The sequence below is a fragment of the Psychrobacter sp. YP14 genome (genome assembly GCF_003209315.1).
GTDB classification, from domain to species: Bacteria; Pseudomonadota; Gammaproteobacteria; order Pseudomonadales; family Moraxellaceae; genus Psychrobacter; species Psychrobacter raelei.
In genome coordinates, this window is record NZ_CP029789.1 from 2,400,924 (window position 1) to 2,418,474 (window position 17,551).

At 46.5% G+C, this 17,551-nt stretch carries 13 protein-coding genes; 4 read left to right on the top strand and 9 right to left on the bottom strand.

Features of this window, described 5'->3' with window-relative positions; translation table 11 throughout:
• The first annotated feature begins 62 nt into the window (after positions 1-62).
• The 3 genes from metX to DLE54_RS09825 all read left to right on the top strand — a co-directional run bounded on the left by metX (position 63) and on the right by DLE54_RS09825 (position 2,975).
• Positions 63-1,325 (top strand): homoserine O-succinyltransferase MetX, encoded by a 1,263-nt coding sequence (metX, locus tag DLE54_RS09815; protein ID WP_265089767.1) that lies wholly within the window; start codon positions 63-65, stop codon positions 1,323-1,325.
• Positions 1,322-1,942, top strand: a complete 621-nt coding sequence (metW, locus tag DLE54_RS09820) for a methionine biosynthesis protein MetW (protein ID WP_011961272.1) — start codon at positions 1,322-1,324, stop codon at positions 1,940-1,942. Before metX ends, metW begins: the two co-directional genes overlap by 4 nt.
• A gap of 451 nt (positions 1,943-2,393) precedes the next feature.
• On the top strand, positions 2,394-2,975 hold the full coding sequence (locus DLE54_RS09825; protein ID WP_011961273.1) for a tetratricopeptide repeat protein: 582 nt from the start codon (positions 2,394-2,396) through the stop codon (positions 2,973-2,975).
• A gap of 250 nt (positions 2,976-3,225) precedes the next feature.
• Here the strand turns inward: DLE54_RS09825 and DLE54_RS09830 are convergent, their stop codons facing one another.
• From DLE54_RS09830 to DLE54_RS09865, 8 genes are all read right to left on the bottom strand, one after another.
• Entirely contained in the window at positions 3,226-4,614 is a 1,389-nt protein-coding gene (locus DLE54_RS09830) for an FAD-dependent oxidoreductase (protein WP_110817031.1), read from the bottom strand.
• Positions 4,615-4,788: 174 nt separating this feature from the next.
• Positions 4,789-5,976, bottom strand: a complete 1,188-nt coding sequence (locus DLE54_RS09835) for an isovaleryl-CoA dehydrogenase (RefSeq protein WP_110817032.1) — start codon at positions 5,974-5,976, stop codon at positions 4,789-4,791.
• A gap of 50 nt (positions 5,977-6,026) precedes the next feature.
• Entirely contained in the window at positions 6,027-6,941 is a 915-nt protein-coding gene (locus tag DLE54_RS09840; RefSeq protein WP_110817033.1) for a hydroxymethylglutaryl-CoA lyase, read from the bottom strand.
• 175 nt (positions 6,942-7,116) lie between these two features.
• A complete protein-coding gene (locus DLE54_RS09845; protein WP_110817034.1) occupies positions 7,117-9,219 on the bottom strand; it encodes an acetyl/propionyl/methylcrotonyl-CoA carboxylase subunit alpha in 2,103 nt (700 codons plus the stop codon).
• Between the two features lie 124 nt (positions 9,220-9,343).
• Complete coding sequence (locus DLE54_RS09850) at positions 9,344-9,778, bottom strand: GFA family protein (protein ID WP_227535226.1); 435 nt, start codon at positions 9,776-9,778, stop codon at positions 9,344-9,346.
• A gap of 36 nt (positions 9,779-9,814) precedes the next feature.
• Entirely contained in the window at positions 9,815-10,636 is an 822-nt protein-coding gene (locus DLE54_RS09855; protein ID WP_110817036.1) for an enoyl-CoA hydratase/isomerase family protein, read from the bottom strand.
• Positions 10,637-10,893: 257 nt separating this feature from the next.
• Complete coding sequence (locus tag DLE54_RS09860) at positions 10,894-12,504, bottom strand: carboxyl transferase domain-containing protein (RefSeq protein WP_110817037.1); 1,611 nt, start codon at positions 12,502-12,504, stop codon at positions 10,894-10,896.
• Positions 12,505-12,615: 111 nt separating this feature from the next.
• The gene (locus DLE54_RS09865; protein WP_110817383.1) at positions 12,616-14,316 is read right to left on the bottom strand and encodes an AMP-binding protein; all 1,701 of its coding nucleotides are present in this window, start codon (positions 14,314-14,316) and stop codon (positions 12,616-12,618) included.
• Positions 14,317-14,919: 603 nt separating this feature from the next.
• Here DLE54_RS09865 and DLE54_RS09870 point away from each other — a divergent pair.
• Positions 14,920-15,849, top strand: a complete 930-nt coding sequence (locus DLE54_RS09870) for an Hsp33 family molecular chaperone HslO (protein ID WP_011961282.1) — start codon at positions 14,920-14,922, stop codon at positions 15,847-15,849.
• 141 nt (positions 15,850-15,990) lie between these two features.
• On the opposite strand, the gene DLE54_RS09875 is transcribed toward DLE54_RS09870, so the two are convergent.
• Positions 15,991-17,478, bottom strand: a complete 1,488-nt coding sequence (locus tag DLE54_RS09875; RefSeq protein WP_110817038.1) for an esterase/lipase family protein — start codon at positions 17,476-17,478, stop codon at positions 15,991-15,993.
• Positions 17,479-17,551: the final 73 nt, after the last annotated feature.

Consider the following 17,551-nt stretch of genomic DNA (forward strand, 5'->3'; position numbering starts at 1 on the left):
CTGGTTAATCGATATACCCTAAAGCTGACATCTTAACCCTTTTTATTGAGGTAATTTTGAGTATCCAATCGACTGCGACAGATCCAAAACTTGCCAACTCTGTGGGTATCGTAACCCCGCAGACCATGCATTTTGATACCCCGTTGACCTTAGAGTGTCACCGTACTTTGCCTGAGTTTGATTTGGTTTATGAAACCTATGGCCAATTAAATGACCAAAAATCCAATGCGGTGCTGATTTGCCATGCGTTATCCGGCAGTCATCATGCGGCCGGTTACCATAGCGAAGAGGACGTAAAGCCCGGCTGGTGGGACAATATGATTGGCCCTGGTAAAGCCATTGATACCACAAGATTTTTTGTCGTATGCCTCAATAATATTGGCAGCTGTCATGGCTCAACTGGCCCCACAACTCCCATTCCACAATCAAGCTCTGAGGGTACACCTGGCACCCCTTATGGCCCTGACTTCCCTTTGATTACCATTAAGGACTGGGTACGCACACAGGCCATGCTGTCTGACCGCTTAGGCATTGATACTTGGCACGCTGTAGTCGGTGGCTCAATGGGGGGTATGCAAGCACTACAATGGTCGGTCGATTACCCTGATCGCTTAAGACGCTGCGTTATTATTGCCAGTACCCCTAAGCTGTCTGCTCAAAACATTGCCTTTAATGAGGTCGCCCGCCAGTCTATCTTGTCAGACCCTGACTTTAATCAAGGCCGTTATTTAGAGGCCGGCACTTATCCTCGCCGCGGCCTAATTTTGGCACGTATGGTAGGCCACATCACCTACTTGACTGAAGAGGCGATGAAGTCCAAATTCGGCCGTGACTTAAAGTCTGGCAAATTTATGTACGGTTATGATGTGGAATTTCAGGTTGAGAGCTACTTGCGTTATCAAGGTGAGCGCTTTAGCAAAAACTTCGATGCCAATACCTATCTATTAATGACCAAAGCACTAGATTATTTTGATCCGACTCGCGGTTATGTCAGCGATGAGAGCTTATCAGACTTAGAAGCTCTAAAGCAGACTTTAAAGCACACCCGTTGCCAGTTTTTAATTGTGTCATTTACCACAGATTGGCGCTTTGCTCCCGCCCGCTCTGAAGAAATCGTGGACGCCTTAATGGCCAATGACAAGCCTGTCAGCTATGTCAATGTCGATGCACCGCACGGCCATGACTCCTTCTTATTTGATATCCCGCGTTATATGGGTGCCATTAGAGGGTTTTTAAACTCACCTTTTTTGGGTGCTCACTCAAACACCGACTCTGCCAAACCTGCGGCTACCACTAAGCCCCACACCCAGGAGCGCTTAACATGAGAATAGATCATGAACTTGCCAAACAATGGATTGCCCCATACTCTCGTGTATTGGATTTAGGCTGCGGCGATGGCTCATTATTAGAGCACATGCAGTACTCACTTGGCGTCACTGGATATGGCCTTGAGCTTGATGAAGAAAACATTAACATCGGTATTAGCAAAGGCTTAAATATCATTGAGCAAGACTTAAATGATGGTTTGGCACGTTTTGCTGATAATAGCTTTGATACTGTGGTCATGGCACGGGCGCTACAGGCTGTGAAGTCCCCTGATACCTTGCTGCTAGATATGCTAAGAGTCGGCCGAGAAGCGGTGATTACCTTTCCAAACTTTGCACACTGGCAAAACCGATTACACCTAGGCTTAAAAGGCTTAATGCCCGTCTCCGAAGCGCTGCCTTATGAATGGTATAACACGCCCAATATTCATTTGTGTACCTTTAAGGACTTTGAGCGTTTGTGCTCAGACAACGATATTGAAATTATCAATCGCTTTGCGGTGACCGACTCTGCCTCTGGGTCAAAAAAATACTCGCCCTTAATGGCCTCTATCATCAGACGTGCCCCCAACCTGTTGGCAGATGTGGCCATATATCGGGTGACTAAGGCCAAATAAGGTGCGTTATTAGAGGTAAATAAAGCCTAAAATAGCAGCAGCGGCTAAAAGACAGTTCAAAAAATATATTTTTTAGCCCCAATTATTAAAAAGTAGTGATAAGATAAGCAAGTAGGTTTAATTTGTTACATAAACCTTACCCGTCTTACCTTGTTACAACTGGTTGCCATATTTTGGCTATTAAAACGTTTATATAGGGTATTTGTCGGTTAGCAGCGTTTGAGTTTCGTGATTGTCGATGTTAAGCTATGTAAATCTTGTCGATGATATGTTATCGACACTAATCAATTTAAGTCATTAAATTCACACTGCGATTATTATCGGTACCCATTTAACGCCCAAGCAGACGTTAACTTGGCTTACTTTAGATTTTAAGTATTTATATTAAATCTTATAACTGCGCGTTAATTTGAATTTTTTTAAATACAGTCAATTTCTGGATATACCCCGTATGAAACTATTAAAAGCCACTTTATTTACCGCCTTGTTTACCACTGCCGGCCTAGCTCAAGCTGACTTAGTCTCTAACGTACCTTTAGACACTTCTCGCTTTGAAATGATGGCTATGGATGAGCTAATCAGCCGTGCCAGCCAAGGTAATGATCACGCCCAATTTTATTTAGCCAAGCGCTACCAAAAAGGTGAAGGCATCGCCAAAAACCCAATCAAAGCCATCGAATGGTATACCCGCGCTGCCAATCAAAATGTAACCCCTGCTCAGCTAAACCTTGGCATCATGTATGCTCGCGGTGAAGGCGTTGCGGTTAACGAACAGCAAGCTCGTTACTGGTTAGAGCGTGCCGCCAAGCGTGGTGACAACCGTGCCAGCTATACCTTAGCCTTAATCGATGAAAAGCAGCGCAAGCTGGTTGATGCCTATAAATGGTATGAGCTATCTGCCCGTGACGGTATGTTAAATGAACAAGTACGTAACAAAGCCCGCGGTAAAATTGGTAAATTGGCCTTAAACTTATCAAGCTCTGATGTGGCCTCTGCTCGCAATCAAGCAGACAGCTGGTTCCAAAGCAAATAAGTAAGATACAGGTAGCCAAACTCTAAGACTTGCGGTCGGGCTTGGCAGTCTAGCTGTAGGAATCCCCTCACTTTAAGGAGGGGAGGAAGTCAATGCCTATCTAACGATACGATATGATATAAGTAAGCCAAAAAAAACCAGCTTAAAAGCTGGTTTTTTTATGTCTAAAAAAGGAGGATGGCCACAAAATCCGTATCTATTATCATCTTAATGTTAGATTTTCGCCACTGCTGACAACCAACTGCTTGATTTAATGCGGTGTTTTTAAAGTCACCTTGGCTATCTGCTCACCATTATCGGCTACTTGAGCCAACACCAGCTCGTGCCCGCTATCCGACTCAGCATCACTGATAACCTGCCAGATACCTCGTGATTCATCGGCGCTTGGGGTACCGGTGGCACTGACTGAGATGCTTTTGTTTTTTAGGCGAATCATAGGGGGCTTATGCTCGTAAGCGTGATGCTGATAATCTTGCTGCTGCTGACCTAAGATATGCTCTACAATACTGGCCGCTTGAGCACGTAATGGAGCCACATAGCGGCAAGGCACACCATCAATAGACATACAGTCGCCTATCGCGTAGATATGAGACACACTACTTTGCAGACTGGCCTCATCTACAATAATGCCTGCGTGTGCATCAAAATCTAGGCCAGCACTCAGCGGCAGAGTATCGGCCACCTTTAGGCCGGTACTGATTAATAAGTGATCCACCTGCAGGCTTTGGCTCTCCCCGCTTTGGCAGTTTTTTATAGTCAGCTGATAACCGCCTTCACTGCGGGGTGCCGCACTTTGTACCAGATGACCGCCTAAGAAGGTAATGTCTTGCTTGTGTAGCGCCTGCAGAATTTTATCGGTGGCCAGTGGCGGTAATAGACCCGCCAGTGGTGCGTCATTGATGTCGAGTAACGTCACCTTATGGCCTGCAGTGGTCAAGTCTTCTGCTATCTCAGTGCCTATCATGCCAGCGCCAATCACCGCAATGTGTTTGTTTGCGCCAGTCTCTCCAGTAAGGGCGGCCTGAATTTTGCTAAAGCCTTCAAGATCATTGACGTGCCAAATATCCTGATCTGCAAAGCAAGCAGGTATGGCAGGTGCGGCACCGAGTGCCAACACTAGATTGCCATAGCTAAGCTCACCTTTATCCGTCTGTAAAGTACGATTTTTGCTATCGATACTGATAACTTGTGTCTGGCTCATTAGGGTGATATTAGCCTTTTGGGCTGCTTGTACGCCACTCATACGCACCAAGTCTTGTGGGGTTTTGTTTTGACTTAAAGCCACCGACAGCATCGGCTTATGATATCTATCGGCCATATCTTGAGTGATTAAAGTAATGCCAATATCTGGCTGCTTGGCACGCAGCGCATCAATCACCGTCCAGCCTGCGAGGCCAGCGCCCACGACTACCACATCTTGACACTGCTGTGAGCTGTTTTGCATGCTAGAGGTTAAGGTAGCAGCACCTGGTGTTTCATCTACGTCTAATGGCTTAAACTGCGCTTTGCCTACGCCGCATAGCGGGCAGCAAAAGGTGTCAGGCAACTCATTAAAGGCGATGGGCTCGGGGTTGGCAGATTCAGACTGAGCGGGATAAATCCAGCCACAGGCTTGGCATTCGTAACGGGTTACACTCATGGAACATCCTGTTTATTCAAAAGCTATTTATAAGTAATTTATTATTGGGCAATTATTTTAATGACGTCAATATGTCATTGACCACTATAGGTCAAAACAACAAATTTTACCAAAAAAAACGCCCCTATCCTAAAGATGGGGCGCTTTTAATTGCATTGTTAGCGGGAATATAGGCTATTTGGTTTCGTTAAATAACTCACGGCCAATAAGCATACGGCGAATCTCGCTGGTACCGGCACCGATTTCATACAGTTTGGCATCACGCCATAAACGGCCCAGTGGGTATTCGTTGGTATAGCCATTACCGCCAAAGATTTGAATGCCCTCACCGGCCATCCAAGTGGCTTTTTCGGCACACCACAGGATCACACTGGCACAATCTTTGCGTACTTCACGGCTATGACCTGCTCCGCGCTTATCTAACATATCCAAGTTTTTGCCGACAGTGTATAAAAAGCTGCGAGCGGCTTGCAAAATAGTATACATGTCCGCCACTTTACCTTGGATTAATTGAAACTCACCAATAGATTGTCCAAATTGCTTGCGGTCGTGGATATAAGGAATGACATTGTCCATCACCGCTTGCATAATACCCACCGGACCGGCCGCCAATACGGCACGCTCGTAGTCTAAGCCACTCATTAATACCTGAACGCCATTGTTTAGACCACCCATTATGTTCTCTTCAGGGACGAATACATTATCAAAGACCATTTCACCGGTATGGCTGCCACGCATGCCAAGCTTATCTAGCTTCTGAGCGGTACCAAATCCTGGCATACCTTTTTCTACTAAAAAAGCAGTGATCCCTTTAGCGCCAAGCTCTGGATTGGTCTTGGCATAAACCACCATGACATCAGCATCTGGACCATTGGTAATCCACATCTTACTGCCATTTAGCACATAGCCGCCATCTTTTGCTTCAGCACGCAGCTTCATGCTGGTGACATCAGAGCCGGCACCCGGCTCACTCATCGCCAAAGCACCGACAAATTCACCACTAATCAGCTTGGGTAAAAACTTCTGCTTTTGTGACTCACTGCCATTACGTTTGATCTGGTTCACACACAAGTTGGAATGGGCGCCGTAACTTAGACCGACTGAGGCAGAAGCCCGGCTAATCTCTTCCATGGACACCATGTGTGCCACATAGCCCATATCAGCGCCGCCGTATTGTTCAGGGACTGTGATACCATGCAGCCCCAGATCACCCATCTTCTGCCACAAATCCATTGGGAACTCATCACTACTATCAATATCAGCAGCGCGTGGGGCAATCTCTTTTTCAGCAAAACTTCTCACAGAATCGCGCAGTGCTTGAATGTCTTCGCCCAATTGAAAATCTAATCCTGGTAAACTCATAAATATCCTTTTTTATGTCGGTGGAGAATGAAGTTAAGTATTATATGCTGCTAATCTTGCAGCTTCGCCAACAAAGCCTTGGCTGCTCTTGAGCCATTATTACGCCCCAAAAAATCACTGATACGCTGACCCACATGGATCAGTTTGTCTAAATCAACGCCGGTATCGATACCCATGCCGTGCAGCATATACACCACATCTTCTGTGGCCACATTGCCAGTAGCGCCTTTTGCATAGGGACAGCCGCCTAAGCCTGCAACTGAAGTATCATACTGCGCCACGCCTAAGCTAAGCGAGGTCAAGATATTGGCCAATGCTTGCCCATACGTGTCATGAAAATGACCTGAAATGTCTTTGACATCGATGTACTGCATGGCAGCTTTTAGCGCGTTTTGTACTTTAATGGGTGTGCCAACACCGATCGTGTCGGCAACCCCAATATGTTCAGCACCAATATCAACCAAGCGCTTGGTCACATAAGCCACCTGACTTGGTGCAATCTCACCCTCATAAGGACAGCCCACGGCGCACGAGATAACCCCACGTACTTTAATACCCGCCGCCTTGGCTGCTGCTGCCACGGGGGCAAAGCGCTCGATACTCTCATCAATACTGCAATTGATGTTTTTTTGGCTAAAGGTTTCGCTGGCTGAGCCAAAGATGACCACCTCATCTGCAGCAAATTTTAAAGCACCCTCAAAACCGCGCATATTAGGAGTCAGTACCGAGTAGCAAACCTCAGGATGACGCGCCTGATTAATCAGCTGCATAAGCTCACTGTTGTCGCCCATCTGCGGCACCCATTTTGGGGAGACAAAGCTTGTCGCCTCAAGCTTTTTAATGCCGGCATCAATTAGGCCTTCAATGAGCTCAAACTTTATCTCAGTGGGCACGGTTTGCTTTTCATTTTGCAGTCCATCACGGGGACTGACATCAATAATTTGAACACTACCTGGAACATTCATTGGCGTACTCTTTTTTATAAAGGTTATGTCTATGGCGTTTATGCAAAGTGAGTCGATTGGTTGTATAGTCAAAGAAGTCTAAAATGGTTACAAGGCAGCCGAGCGTAAGTACTACAAATGTAGGCTTAGCGAGGTTAACACCGTAACCGTTTAGTCGTTCGCTGACTAGATATAACTAGTCTGTATCTAGACGTAACAGCTCATCTCCATCTGCCACCAAATCGCCTGGCGCAAATAACAGCTCAGCCACCACCCCGTCGGCAGGCGCATTGATGGTGTGCTCAATCTTCATCGCTTCAATCACCGCCAAAGGTTGACCTTGTTTTACGCTATCGCCAGCGGCCACTTTAAAGGCCACCACTTGACCGGGCATCGGTGATTTTAAACTACCGACAGCTTGGGTATCGCCATCAACATGCGCCATGGCATCGATTAATACAATCTCACCACTGCCGCTGTCGGTAAAGACGTGTACCGTTTCATTTTCAGTAAAGCTTTGTAATCTAATACGCTGACCCTCTAGCCATACCACATAGCTGTGCTCATCGTCCGCTTGATACTGTACCTGACCTTGATAACAGCTTTGAACGCTTTGCTTGGCATCAGCGTCTGAGTTTAGCAGATTAATAGTCAGCTCAAAGCTTTGGCCGGTTTGCTGATTTAACGGCTCAACGTGATGGATAACTGCTTGATAGGTCTGCTCGCTATCGCCTTGCGTTACTACCAAATCAAATTGGCGCTGATAATCGCTATAGCCGCGCCAGCCGCCAAACTTGATAAAGGGGTCTGCATTTTGTGTGGCCACGTTCGCATGGCCGGCTCGCTGCTCTTGGTTTAGTTTGTTGATAACCGCGGCTGAAACCAACGTTTGCAATGACAAAGGCTGCTGGTCAAATAAGCGCTCTTTTTCACGCTCAATCAATGCCGTATCTAGCTTGGCTTGGCTAAAAGATGGCGTGGCTAGGATATGACGTAAAAACGCCACATTATTGGGCAGCCCCACAATACGAGTTTGCGCCAAGGCCTGATCTAACTTTGCCAAGGCCTGCTCACGGGTTGGCGCATGCACAATTAATTTGGCAATCATTGAGTCATAAAAGGGGCTGATCACATTACCCTCTTCTACCCCATCATCGACTCGCACCGCACTAACACTAAAGGCCGTGTGCACAGGCTTACGATAGGTAAACAGTGTGCCTGTAGCAGGTAAAAAATCATTGTCTGGGTTTTCAGCACAGATGCGCGCCTCAATGGCATGGCCGTTAATAGCCAAGTCTTGTTGTTTGACCGGAATCTCACCGCCTGCGGCCACAATAAGCTGCCACTCTACCAAGTCCATACCGGTAATGGCTTCGGTCACCGGATGTTCTACTTGCAAACGGGTGTTCATCTCCATGAAGTAAAAATTCATCTCAACTTTACCATCGGCGCTTGGGCGCTGCTCGACAATAAACTCGACGGTGCCGGCGCCCACATAGTCGACCGCACGCGCAGCATTAATGGCAGCAGTACCCATGGCCTGACGCATCGCCTCATCAACATTGGGTGCAGGGGCTTCTTCTAGTACTTTTTGGTGGCGGCGCTGCACCGAGCAGTCGCGCTCAAACAGATGCACATAATTGCCATGACTGTCACCGAAGACTTGAATCTCGATATGACGTGGATTTAAGGCATATTTTTCAATTAATACCGCGTCATTGCCGAAGCTGGTGATGGCTTCGCGGCGGCAAGAATCTAACAGACTGATAAAGTCCTCACGGCGCTCAACCAAGCGCATGCCTTTACCGCCGCCACCTGAGCTGGCTTTGATTAACAGCGGATAACCGATCCGGTCCGCTTGCTGCAATAAAAACTCAGGGTCTTGGTTGCTGCCATGATAACCGGGAATCAATGGCACGCCAGCGGTTTCCATCAGCTGCTTTGACTCCGCCTTTAAACCCATAGAAGTAATTGCCGCCGCAGAAGGACCAATAAAGACAATACCGGCCTCCTCACACGCCTTGGCAAAAGAGGCGTTTTCACTTAAAAACCCATAACCGGGGTGGATGGCCTCAGCCCCTGTCTGCTGCGCAATTTTTATCAGCAAGTCGCCTTTGAGGTAACTGTCTTTTGGCGCTGAACCGCCTAAATAGACAGCTTCATCACAGACACTGACATGCTTGGCATAACGGTCGGCATCAGAGTATACAGCGACAGTGCGAACGCCCATGCGCTTGGCTGTTGCGGCCACTCGGCAGGCGATCTCTCCGCGGTTGGCAATGAGTATTTTAGAAAACATGACAGTCCTTATCGTTTAATCTATATTGCAAAATTTAAGAGTAGAATTTATTACATGGCTATTAATGAATTAACTTTTAATCTGAGGTCTTGGCAGGTCTGATATCTGGCTGATAAAAGCACAGTTAGCTCAAAAGCGCTAACACCTCTTTAAATGGGGGTAACCCCTCAAAATTAGCGACTTCTGAATCAATGCTATGCCAATCAGACTTTGAGCGTAAACAAAAATTCGCGACGACTTCTACCGTAACTGAGTGGTCAGCCATCTCCAGCAGACCGACAGGTATCCATACATATTTACCCGCAAAGTCATTTGGCACTGGGCAGCCACATTCACCACAAAAGTGGGCACTAAATCCAGTCGGCTTTTTCCAAATCTTTATATTATGCCGCTTTATCCATTGAAAATGAGTGGCTTCGATAATCGTAGCTGAGTTAGCGCTTGAACCAGATTGTTTTTTGCATAAGAAGCAGTGACACTGATAAATTTTAAGCGGCGTAGTAGAGACATCACAGCTAAATTCAATATTGCCACACAAGCACTTTCCTTGCATCGTCATCTTGTCCCAAAAGTAGTTAGTAATTAGTAGTTACTATTAATTTAACCAATTAGGTTTGCGTTTTTGCAAAAAGGACTGCACGCCCTCTTTACCTTCATCAGAGGCTCTGATATCTGCAATACCAGCTACGGTCTGGGCAATTAAAGCCTCATCAATGGTTTCTCCTGCGACATAGTGCAGCAGCTTTTTGCACTCTTTAACCGCATTTGGGCTGTTGTTACGCAGCTTTTTGGTAATTGCAGCGACTGTCTCATCCAGTTTATCAGTAGCCACAGTCTCATGAACCAATCCAATCCGCTGTGCTTCAACCGCATCAAATATTTCTGCAGTTAAGAAATAACGGTGAGCGGCTCGAGCACCCATCGCTCGAATCACATAAGGGCTGATGGTCGCAGGTACTAAGCCCAATCGAACCTCGCTCAAGCAAAAGTTGGCTGAGTCGACTGCTATGGCCATATCACACGCAGAGACAAGACCAATACCACCGGCATAAACGTCGCCTTGAATGGCGGCAACCGTCGGCTTAGGACAGCTATAAATCACCTTGAGCATTTGCGCCAGTTTATCGGCATCTGCAAGATTCTCATCACGGCTATAATCAGCCATGGCACGCATCCAGTTTAAATCGGCGCCGGCACAAAATGCCTTACCTTCGGCTGCTAACACAATAACTCGCACTGCATCGCTATTGCCTAGATGGGTAAACGCTTGGTTTAATTCTTCAATGACGTCATCATTAAAGGCATTACGCTTGTCTGGGCGTGCCAGAGTGACGGTAGCAATATAATCCTCAACGCTGACGTTTAAGGTATCAAGCTCAGCTAACGGCGCTAATTGAGAGGGTAAGCTGGTTGTCATAAGTTTCTCGTTATCTTCTTATTTTTGCATTCATGAAATGATTGGGTCTGTGTTTAATCTAACACCCTTAGGACTTACGCAGAAATTAAGCGTTATTGCGACTGGGTATCCTTTATTCGCTTGCCGTACGGTAGTTCCAGAGGCTTCACAAACAACACCCAGTCGCCTATTAAATACTGTGCTTTGCGTAAGTCCTAAGCCTAAATCATTAAGCCTAAATCATAAGGCTCTCAGGTTAATTTAATGAAGGGTTAGGTTTACATTCTAAACACACCAAACTTGGTCTCTTCAATTTCAGCGTTGTAAGCGGCGCTTAACCCCAAGGCCAATACCTTTCGAGTATCAGCAGGATCAATCACCCCATCATCCCACAAGCGGGCGCTGGCATAATAAGGATGACCTTGTTTTTCGTACATCTCTTTGTACGGGGCTTTAAACGCTTCTTCTTCCTCAGCGCTCCAGGTTTCACCTTTGCGCTCAATATTGTCACGTTTGACTGTGGCCAATACTGACGCTGCTTGCTCACCGCCCATCACTGAGATGCGTGCATTCGGCCACATCCACAAGAATCTTGGGCTATACGCTCGGCCACACATACCGTAGTTACCGGCACCAAATGAGCCGCCGACAATGACTGTGAACTTAGGTACTTTGGCATTGGCCACCGCCATCACCATCTTCGCACCATGACGCGCGATACCCTCGTTCTCATACTTGCGGCCAACCATAAAGCCGGTGATATTTTGCAAGAATACCAATGGAATATTGCGCTTACAGCACAGCTCAATAAAGTGGGTTCCTTTCTGAGCCGACTCACTAAATAAGATACCATTGTTGGCAATAATGCCGACTTTCATGCCTTCAATATAAGCAAAACCACACACCAGCGTTGTCGCAAAACGGGCTTTAAATTCATCAAACTCACTGGCGTCCACAATACGCGCGATGATTTCACGAATATCAAACGGCTTACGGGTATCGGTTGGAATCACGCCATACAGCTCTTTGGCATCGTATTTTGGCTCACGTGGCTCAATTTGATTGGGGATGTGTTTTGGCGGACGATTGAGGTTACCGACAATATCACGTGCCAGCGATAAAGCGTGCAAATCGTTTTGGGCAAGATAATCGACCACACCAGACAGGCGGGTATGCACATCACCACCGCCTAAGTCCTCAGCACTCACCACCTCGCCAGTTGCCGCTTTCACCAGTGGCGGACCACCTAAAAAGATAGTACCTTGATCTTTTACGATGATAGATTCATCACTCATCGCCGGTACATATGCACCACCTGCGGTACAGCTGCCCATCACCACTGCAATTTGCGGGATACCGGCCGCACTCATATTGGCTTGGTTAAAGAAGATACGCCCAAAGTGCTCTTTGTCTGGGAACACCTCATCTTGGTTCGGCAAGTTAGCACCGCCTGAGTCAACCAAATACACACAAGGCAGGTTGTTCTCTTGGGCGATTTCTTGTGCGCGCAGATGTTTTTTGACGGTCATCGGATAGTAAGTACCGCCTTTGACAGTCGCATCATTACAAACAATCATGCACTCAATACCATTGATACGGCCAATACCTGCAATCACGCCTGCCGCAGGAATATCTGCATCATACATATCGAAGGCAGCCATCGGTGCCACTTCTAAAAATGCCGTGCCTGGATCTAGCAAGCGTTCAACACGCTCACGCGGTAGTAGCTTACCTCGTGCTAGATGCTTAGCACGAGAGCGTTCTGGACCGCCTTGGGCTATCTTCTTTAGATGGGCGTGTAAGTCATCGACAACCGCCTGCATGGCAGCAGTATTTTCGGCAAACTCTTTTGAATTCGGACTTAGCTTACTGGTAATAATGGCACTCATGACATCCCTTATCTATGATTTTACTCGCCACTGTTTGTACTAAGTATTGGTGTACAGTGGCGGTTATTTATAATTGGTTATTTATAATTAATGGTTACAAATGCTGGGCAGTTATAATCCCAGCTCTTCAATCATCATTTCCGTGATCTTGTATTTTTGGATTTTACCGGTAATGGTCATCGGGTACTCTTCAACAAAGCGAAAGTACTGTGGCACTTTGTAATGCGCGATGTTGTCTTTACAAAACTGCTTAACCTCATCCTCTGTCAGCTGCTCGCCTTTTCTAGCAATAATCCAGGCTGCCAGTACCTCGCCATATTTTTTATCCGGAACGCCCACAACTTGCACGTCACTAATCTTTGGATGGCGGTATAAATAGTTCTCAATTTCTACCGGATAGATGTTTTCACCGCCGCGGATGACCATATCTTTGCTGCGGCCGACCACTTTAATATAACCGTCTTCATCCATGGTGGCTAAGTCGCCGGTGTGCATCCAGCCATCTTGAATGGCTTCACGGGTCTTAAAGCGGCTGCCCCAATAGCCTTTCATCACCGAATAGCCACGGGTTAATAGCTCACCTGTTTCACCGATAGGCACTACCTCTCCGGTCTGGGTATCGACAATTTTCACCTCTAAATTAGGCTGCACTAAGCCCACAGTAGAGACTTGTTTATCAAGCGGGGTGTGTTTGTTGGTCTGGCAAGATACGGGGCTGGTTTCGGTCATGCCGTAAGCGATGGTGACCTCGCTCATGTGCATCTCATCGATGACGCGGCGCATCACCTCAATGGGGCAGCTTGAGCCGGCCATGATACCAGTACGAAGGGTCGACAAATCGTATTTATCAAAGTCTGGGTGATCAAGCTCTGCAATAAACATGGTGGGCACACCGTGCAGTGCGGTGCATTTCTCATCTTGTACCGCTTGCAACACGCTAAGCGGCTCGAAGCCATCATTGGGATAGACAATACAGCCGCCATGGGTCAAAATCGCAAGGTTACCAAGCACCATACCAAAGCAGTGGTATAAAGGTACCGGAATACATAAGCGATCCTCAGGCCCTAAATCCATCGCCTCGCCAATAAAATAGCCATTGTTTAAGATATTGCGATGCGTCAAGGTTGCCCCTTTTGGGGTACCTGTGGTGCCACTGGTGAACTGAACGTTGATGGGATCAGTATTTTTTAATTTGGCCTCACGCTCAGCCACCCGTGGATCATTAGCATCGCCCTCTTTCATCCACTCTGAGAATTTTTGCATAAAGCCAAACGTCTCATCCGTGTCTGGCTCATCTATCCAGATAATACGCTCAACAGTAGGTATCTCAACCAAGTCTAATTGGGTGTACTGCTTGTGATAAATCTCAGGACATAATTCGCGAATGATATTGGCATAATCACTGGTTTTGAAATGGCGCATAAGCACCAAAGCTGAGCAGCCCAATTTATTTAGCGCATATTGCAGCTCAAAGCTACGGTAGGCGGGGTTAATATTTACTAAAATCACGCCTACCTTGGCAGTGGCCAATTGCATAAGCAGCCATTCAGCGTTGTTATGTGACCAGATACCAACGCGATCACCAATCTCCAGACCCATTTCAATCATAGCGCTGGCCAGTTGATTGACTTTTTGTTGCAGCTCACGGTAAGTCCAACGTATGCCTTGATGGCACACCACTAGGGCTTCTTGATCGGGATATTTTTCTACCACGGCATCAAAAAAGTCACCAATAGTGACTTCGATTAACGCCGTCTGGGGGCCTTGATCTTGGCTCAGCTTAAGCGGCGCATTGCTCGATTTGGCGCCCATACTAATGCGAGGGATCGTATCTAAATCTATAGAAACAGAGGAAGAATCGATGTTATTGGAGGGATGTGAAAAAGAGGTAGAGCCAAACATAACGAATCCTTTCGTTGCAATATTGGATAAAAATTTCGATAAAAAATGTCACTATGGTATGCGACTGTGCAGCCTACAATCTGTAGGTTGATGGCACAATCATCCCCCATAATGACCTAAATCCATTTAATAATATATCTGCGATATATGACAGATAACGCGTCATCTTTCATATTTTAAAACAACCACTTACTTCTAAAAAACTGCGGTTTATTCTAGGTTAGCGTTGTTTCCTGTTCTAATATAAAGGCTAATGACAACTGGTGTCAACAACTACTACTAATAACAATAACTTAGTTCATCATTAATTAACTAAATCCGATAAATTCACCTCTACAATATCCCTGTTAACCAAGGCAGCTCGCCTCTGTGCTAGGCTTTAGTGATAAAAAACTTATCTGTGAGCGGATTTTTATGTTGATAAATACCCCATTACCCCAATATAAATGACATTGCATGAAAGATGAGTCTATCTAGCAGACAACTGCTCTATATAATTAATTGAGACCCCCTATGACCGAACTTACTGATTTACGCCAACGCTTTTTTATCGCTGACTCTCCTGTACGCGGCGATGTGGTGCGCTTAAAGCAAAGCTATGCCACCATTACTGCCCAAAAACCCTACCCTGAGTCTATTAAGCGTTTGCTTGGTGAGATGCTAACTGCAGCCAGCTTATTAATTGGTACCCTAAAAATTGAGGGTAGCTTATCTATCCAGTTGCAGTCCTCTGATGAGAGCAGCTTATTGAACTGGGCAATGGCTGAATGCAATCAGTCTGGCATCATTCGCGCTTTAGCCAGCTGGAAGCAAGACACCGAAGAGCAGCAGCAAGCTTGGGCGAACAAGGCGACTGCCGATGATGCTTTTGCTGAGCTCGGTGCTGTGGGTAAAGGCGTCATGTTTATCAACATTCAACCTGAGCGCGGCGAAGCTTATCAAGGTATCGTTGAGCGCAGTCATGACAACTTAGCTGAATGCTTGGCCCATTATCAATTGCAATCGGCGCAAATCCCAACTTTGATTAACTTGGCTTGTGATGGCCTGCAAACTGGTGGTATCTTGGTACAAATGCTGCCCCGCACTGCCGAGGAACAACACGCTATTGAGCAAGATGAAACGGCCGGTATTGATGATGATCTATGGACCCGCTTGACCTTATTGACGCGTACCTTAAAGTTTGAAGAGCTAACCACCTTAGAGGCCAGCGAAATCATCTACCGCTTATACAACGAAGAGAGTGTGGTCGCCCCTGAGCCTATCTCTTTAGAATTTGGCTGCACCTGCTCACGTGAAAAATGTGAAGGGGCTATTTTGCAAATCGGCGAAGCAGAAGTTTTAGAGATTGTAGAGGAGCAAGGCGGTACCTTTGAGATGGATTGCGGTTTTTGTGGCTCTATCTACAAGTTTACCAAAGAGGATGTCGAGCACATCTTTGCTTAAGCGTTAAGCGGTTAATTACCCAAAAATATACCTCCCCCTTAGGCTCGAGCCTAAGGGGGATTTTTAATTTCAGCGTGGTTTTGTGACAGCGATTATGGCCGTGATTACTTTGTCATAGGCGCATCTTATGATTGCGCGGTATTAGACCACCACCTCAATCTCATCAGGAAAGGAGTGAATACGCGGCTTTAAGGCTGACTCACTGTCTCTATTGGCCTGTAACCACTCACTGACTTGATTATGCACACGCTCATCGTACTGCAAGTTGATGTGATTGACCCCATAAAACACCGCTTTTCGACCCTCAGGCACATATAAATGGTGATTTTCATGAGTCTTACCAGCCTCACCGAGCGCCGATTCTATCATCACCAAGCCATCACCCACCAAGTTACTCGCCTTAGATTCATACACCCCCTCAGCAATAGAGCCGGCAATAAAAAAGGTATTGATGTGACGTGGCAACTTGGTCGGATGGCGAAAGTCTTCGGGCAATACATCCCGTACTTTAAGCCCCTTCCAATCCTCATCGCGAATACAGCCATGACGAAGGTCAATAATACCGGCACTACGTATATCACCAAGCTTAGATAACGAACCTGCAAAGGGCACTTTGGCCATAATATCTAATAGGTGATAGCTGATGCGCTCAAGTATGGCACCTTGATGCGGTGAGCCTATGGTTACTAAGTTGCCCACGCGCGCTACCCAATTTTGGCGCTCTTGCTCACCATAAAACAGCGCACTACGAGACACCAGTCCCCCCATGCTATAGCCTACTAAATCTATTTGGGTAATGTCTGGATTTTTTATAACCAGTTGCTGTAGTAAATTGGCCAAATTATGACCGTTTTGGGAGATGCGTCTACCCGTATTGTAATCTAAGTAAAGCACCGTACTTTTAGGGACACTCAGTGCAATATGCTCACCTAAGCTGTCCTCTTCACAAGGATGCCAGCTTAGATAACTCAAGCACAGACCATGACATAACACAATCACACGCCCGCACAACGGATCTGCCTTAGCGCCTAGCGGTTGACCATATCTATCATAGAGCACCATGGGCACCGCCAGTGGATTGTTGCTAGCAACCAGATGATCGCCAACCATACCATTAATCACGTTGACCAGCTGCTTTAGACGTTCAGGAAGTAGGCGACGTTTTTGATTAATGAGGCTTTTTCGGTACAGCTGCATGCTGCTGCTCGTGACACCACGGCCTACACTTTGCATGGTATAGCGCACCACATTGTACAATCTGCGAGTCACTCCTTGCTGCCAACGATTGAGATGATCTTCATTAAAGCGGCCCAAAGGACGCAAGAGAATCTCAGAGTGTATGGCCTCAATAATCTCAGTGGCCCCCACCGCACCTGTGGTAGCAAGCTGCACCAGACCCTCAAGTACATTGCTCACCGACAGTGGTGGTTTTTTTGATGGTGCACTCGGCTCATAGGCCATATTAATTAGGGCATTTTCATCGAGGTAATCTAGATGGTCTAACTGCTGGTGCAAGTCCTCTAAATACACCGGATTGGACGCATTAATAAGCTCACACGTCTCATATAAAGAATATTGCTGCGATAAGTCTTCAGAAGCAGGCGATGTGGGTGAAGTGCTGTTTGACATAATAGTTATATTTTATAAGTTGGGATGGCTTCATATTATCTGTTAATTTAGATAAAGTAAAAACCCCAAGTGT

Bases quoted from the DNA above. Each gene is read 5' to 3' on its own strand.
- metW (WP_011961272.1), top strand. From the start codon at position 1,322: ATGAGAATAGATCATGAACTTGCCAAACAATGGATTGCCCCATACTCT.
- DLE54_RS09825 (WP_011961273.1), top strand. From the start codon at position 2,394: ATGAAACTATTAAAAGCCACTTTATTTACCGCCTTGTTTACCACTGCC.
- DLE54_RS09830 (WP_110817031.1), bottom strand. From the start codon at position 4,614: ATGAGTGTAACCCGTTACGAATGCCAAGCCTGTGGCTGGATTTATCCC.
- DLE54_RS09835 (WP_110817032.1), bottom strand. From the start codon at position 5,976: ATGAGTTTACCAGGATTAGATTTTCAATTGGGCGAAGACATTCAAGCA.
- DLE54_RS09840 (WP_110817033.1), bottom strand. From the start codon at position 6,941: ATGAATGTTCCAGGTAGTGTTCAAATTATTGATGTCAGTCCCCGTGAT.
- DLE54_RS09845 (WP_110817034.1), bottom strand. From the start codon at position 9,219: ATGTTTTCTAAAATACTCATTGCCAACCGCGGAGAGATCGCCTGCCGA.
- DLE54_RS09850 (WP_227535226.1), bottom strand. From the start codon at position 9,778: ATGACGATGCAAGGAAAGTGCTTGTGTGGCAATATTGAATTTAGCTGT.
- DLE54_RS09855 (WP_110817036.1), bottom strand. From the start codon at position 10,636: ATGACAACCAGCTTACCCTCTCAATTAGCGCCGTTAGCTGAGCTTGAT.
- DLE54_RS09860 (WP_110817037.1), bottom strand. From the start codon at position 12,504: ATGAGTGCCATTATTACCAGTAAGCTAAGTCCGAATTCAAAAGAGTTT.
- DLE54_RS09865 (WP_110817383.1), bottom strand. From the start codon at position 14,316: ATGGGCGCCAAATCGAGCAATGCGCCGCTTAAGCTGAGCCAAGATCAA.
- DLE54_RS09870 (WP_011961282.1), top strand. From the start codon at position 14,920: ATGACCGAACTTACTGATTTACGCCAACGCTTTTTTATCGCTGACTCT.
- DLE54_RS09875 (WP_110817038.1), bottom strand. From the start codon at position 17,478: ATGTCAAACAGCACTTCACCCACATCGCCTGCTTCTGAAGACTTATCG.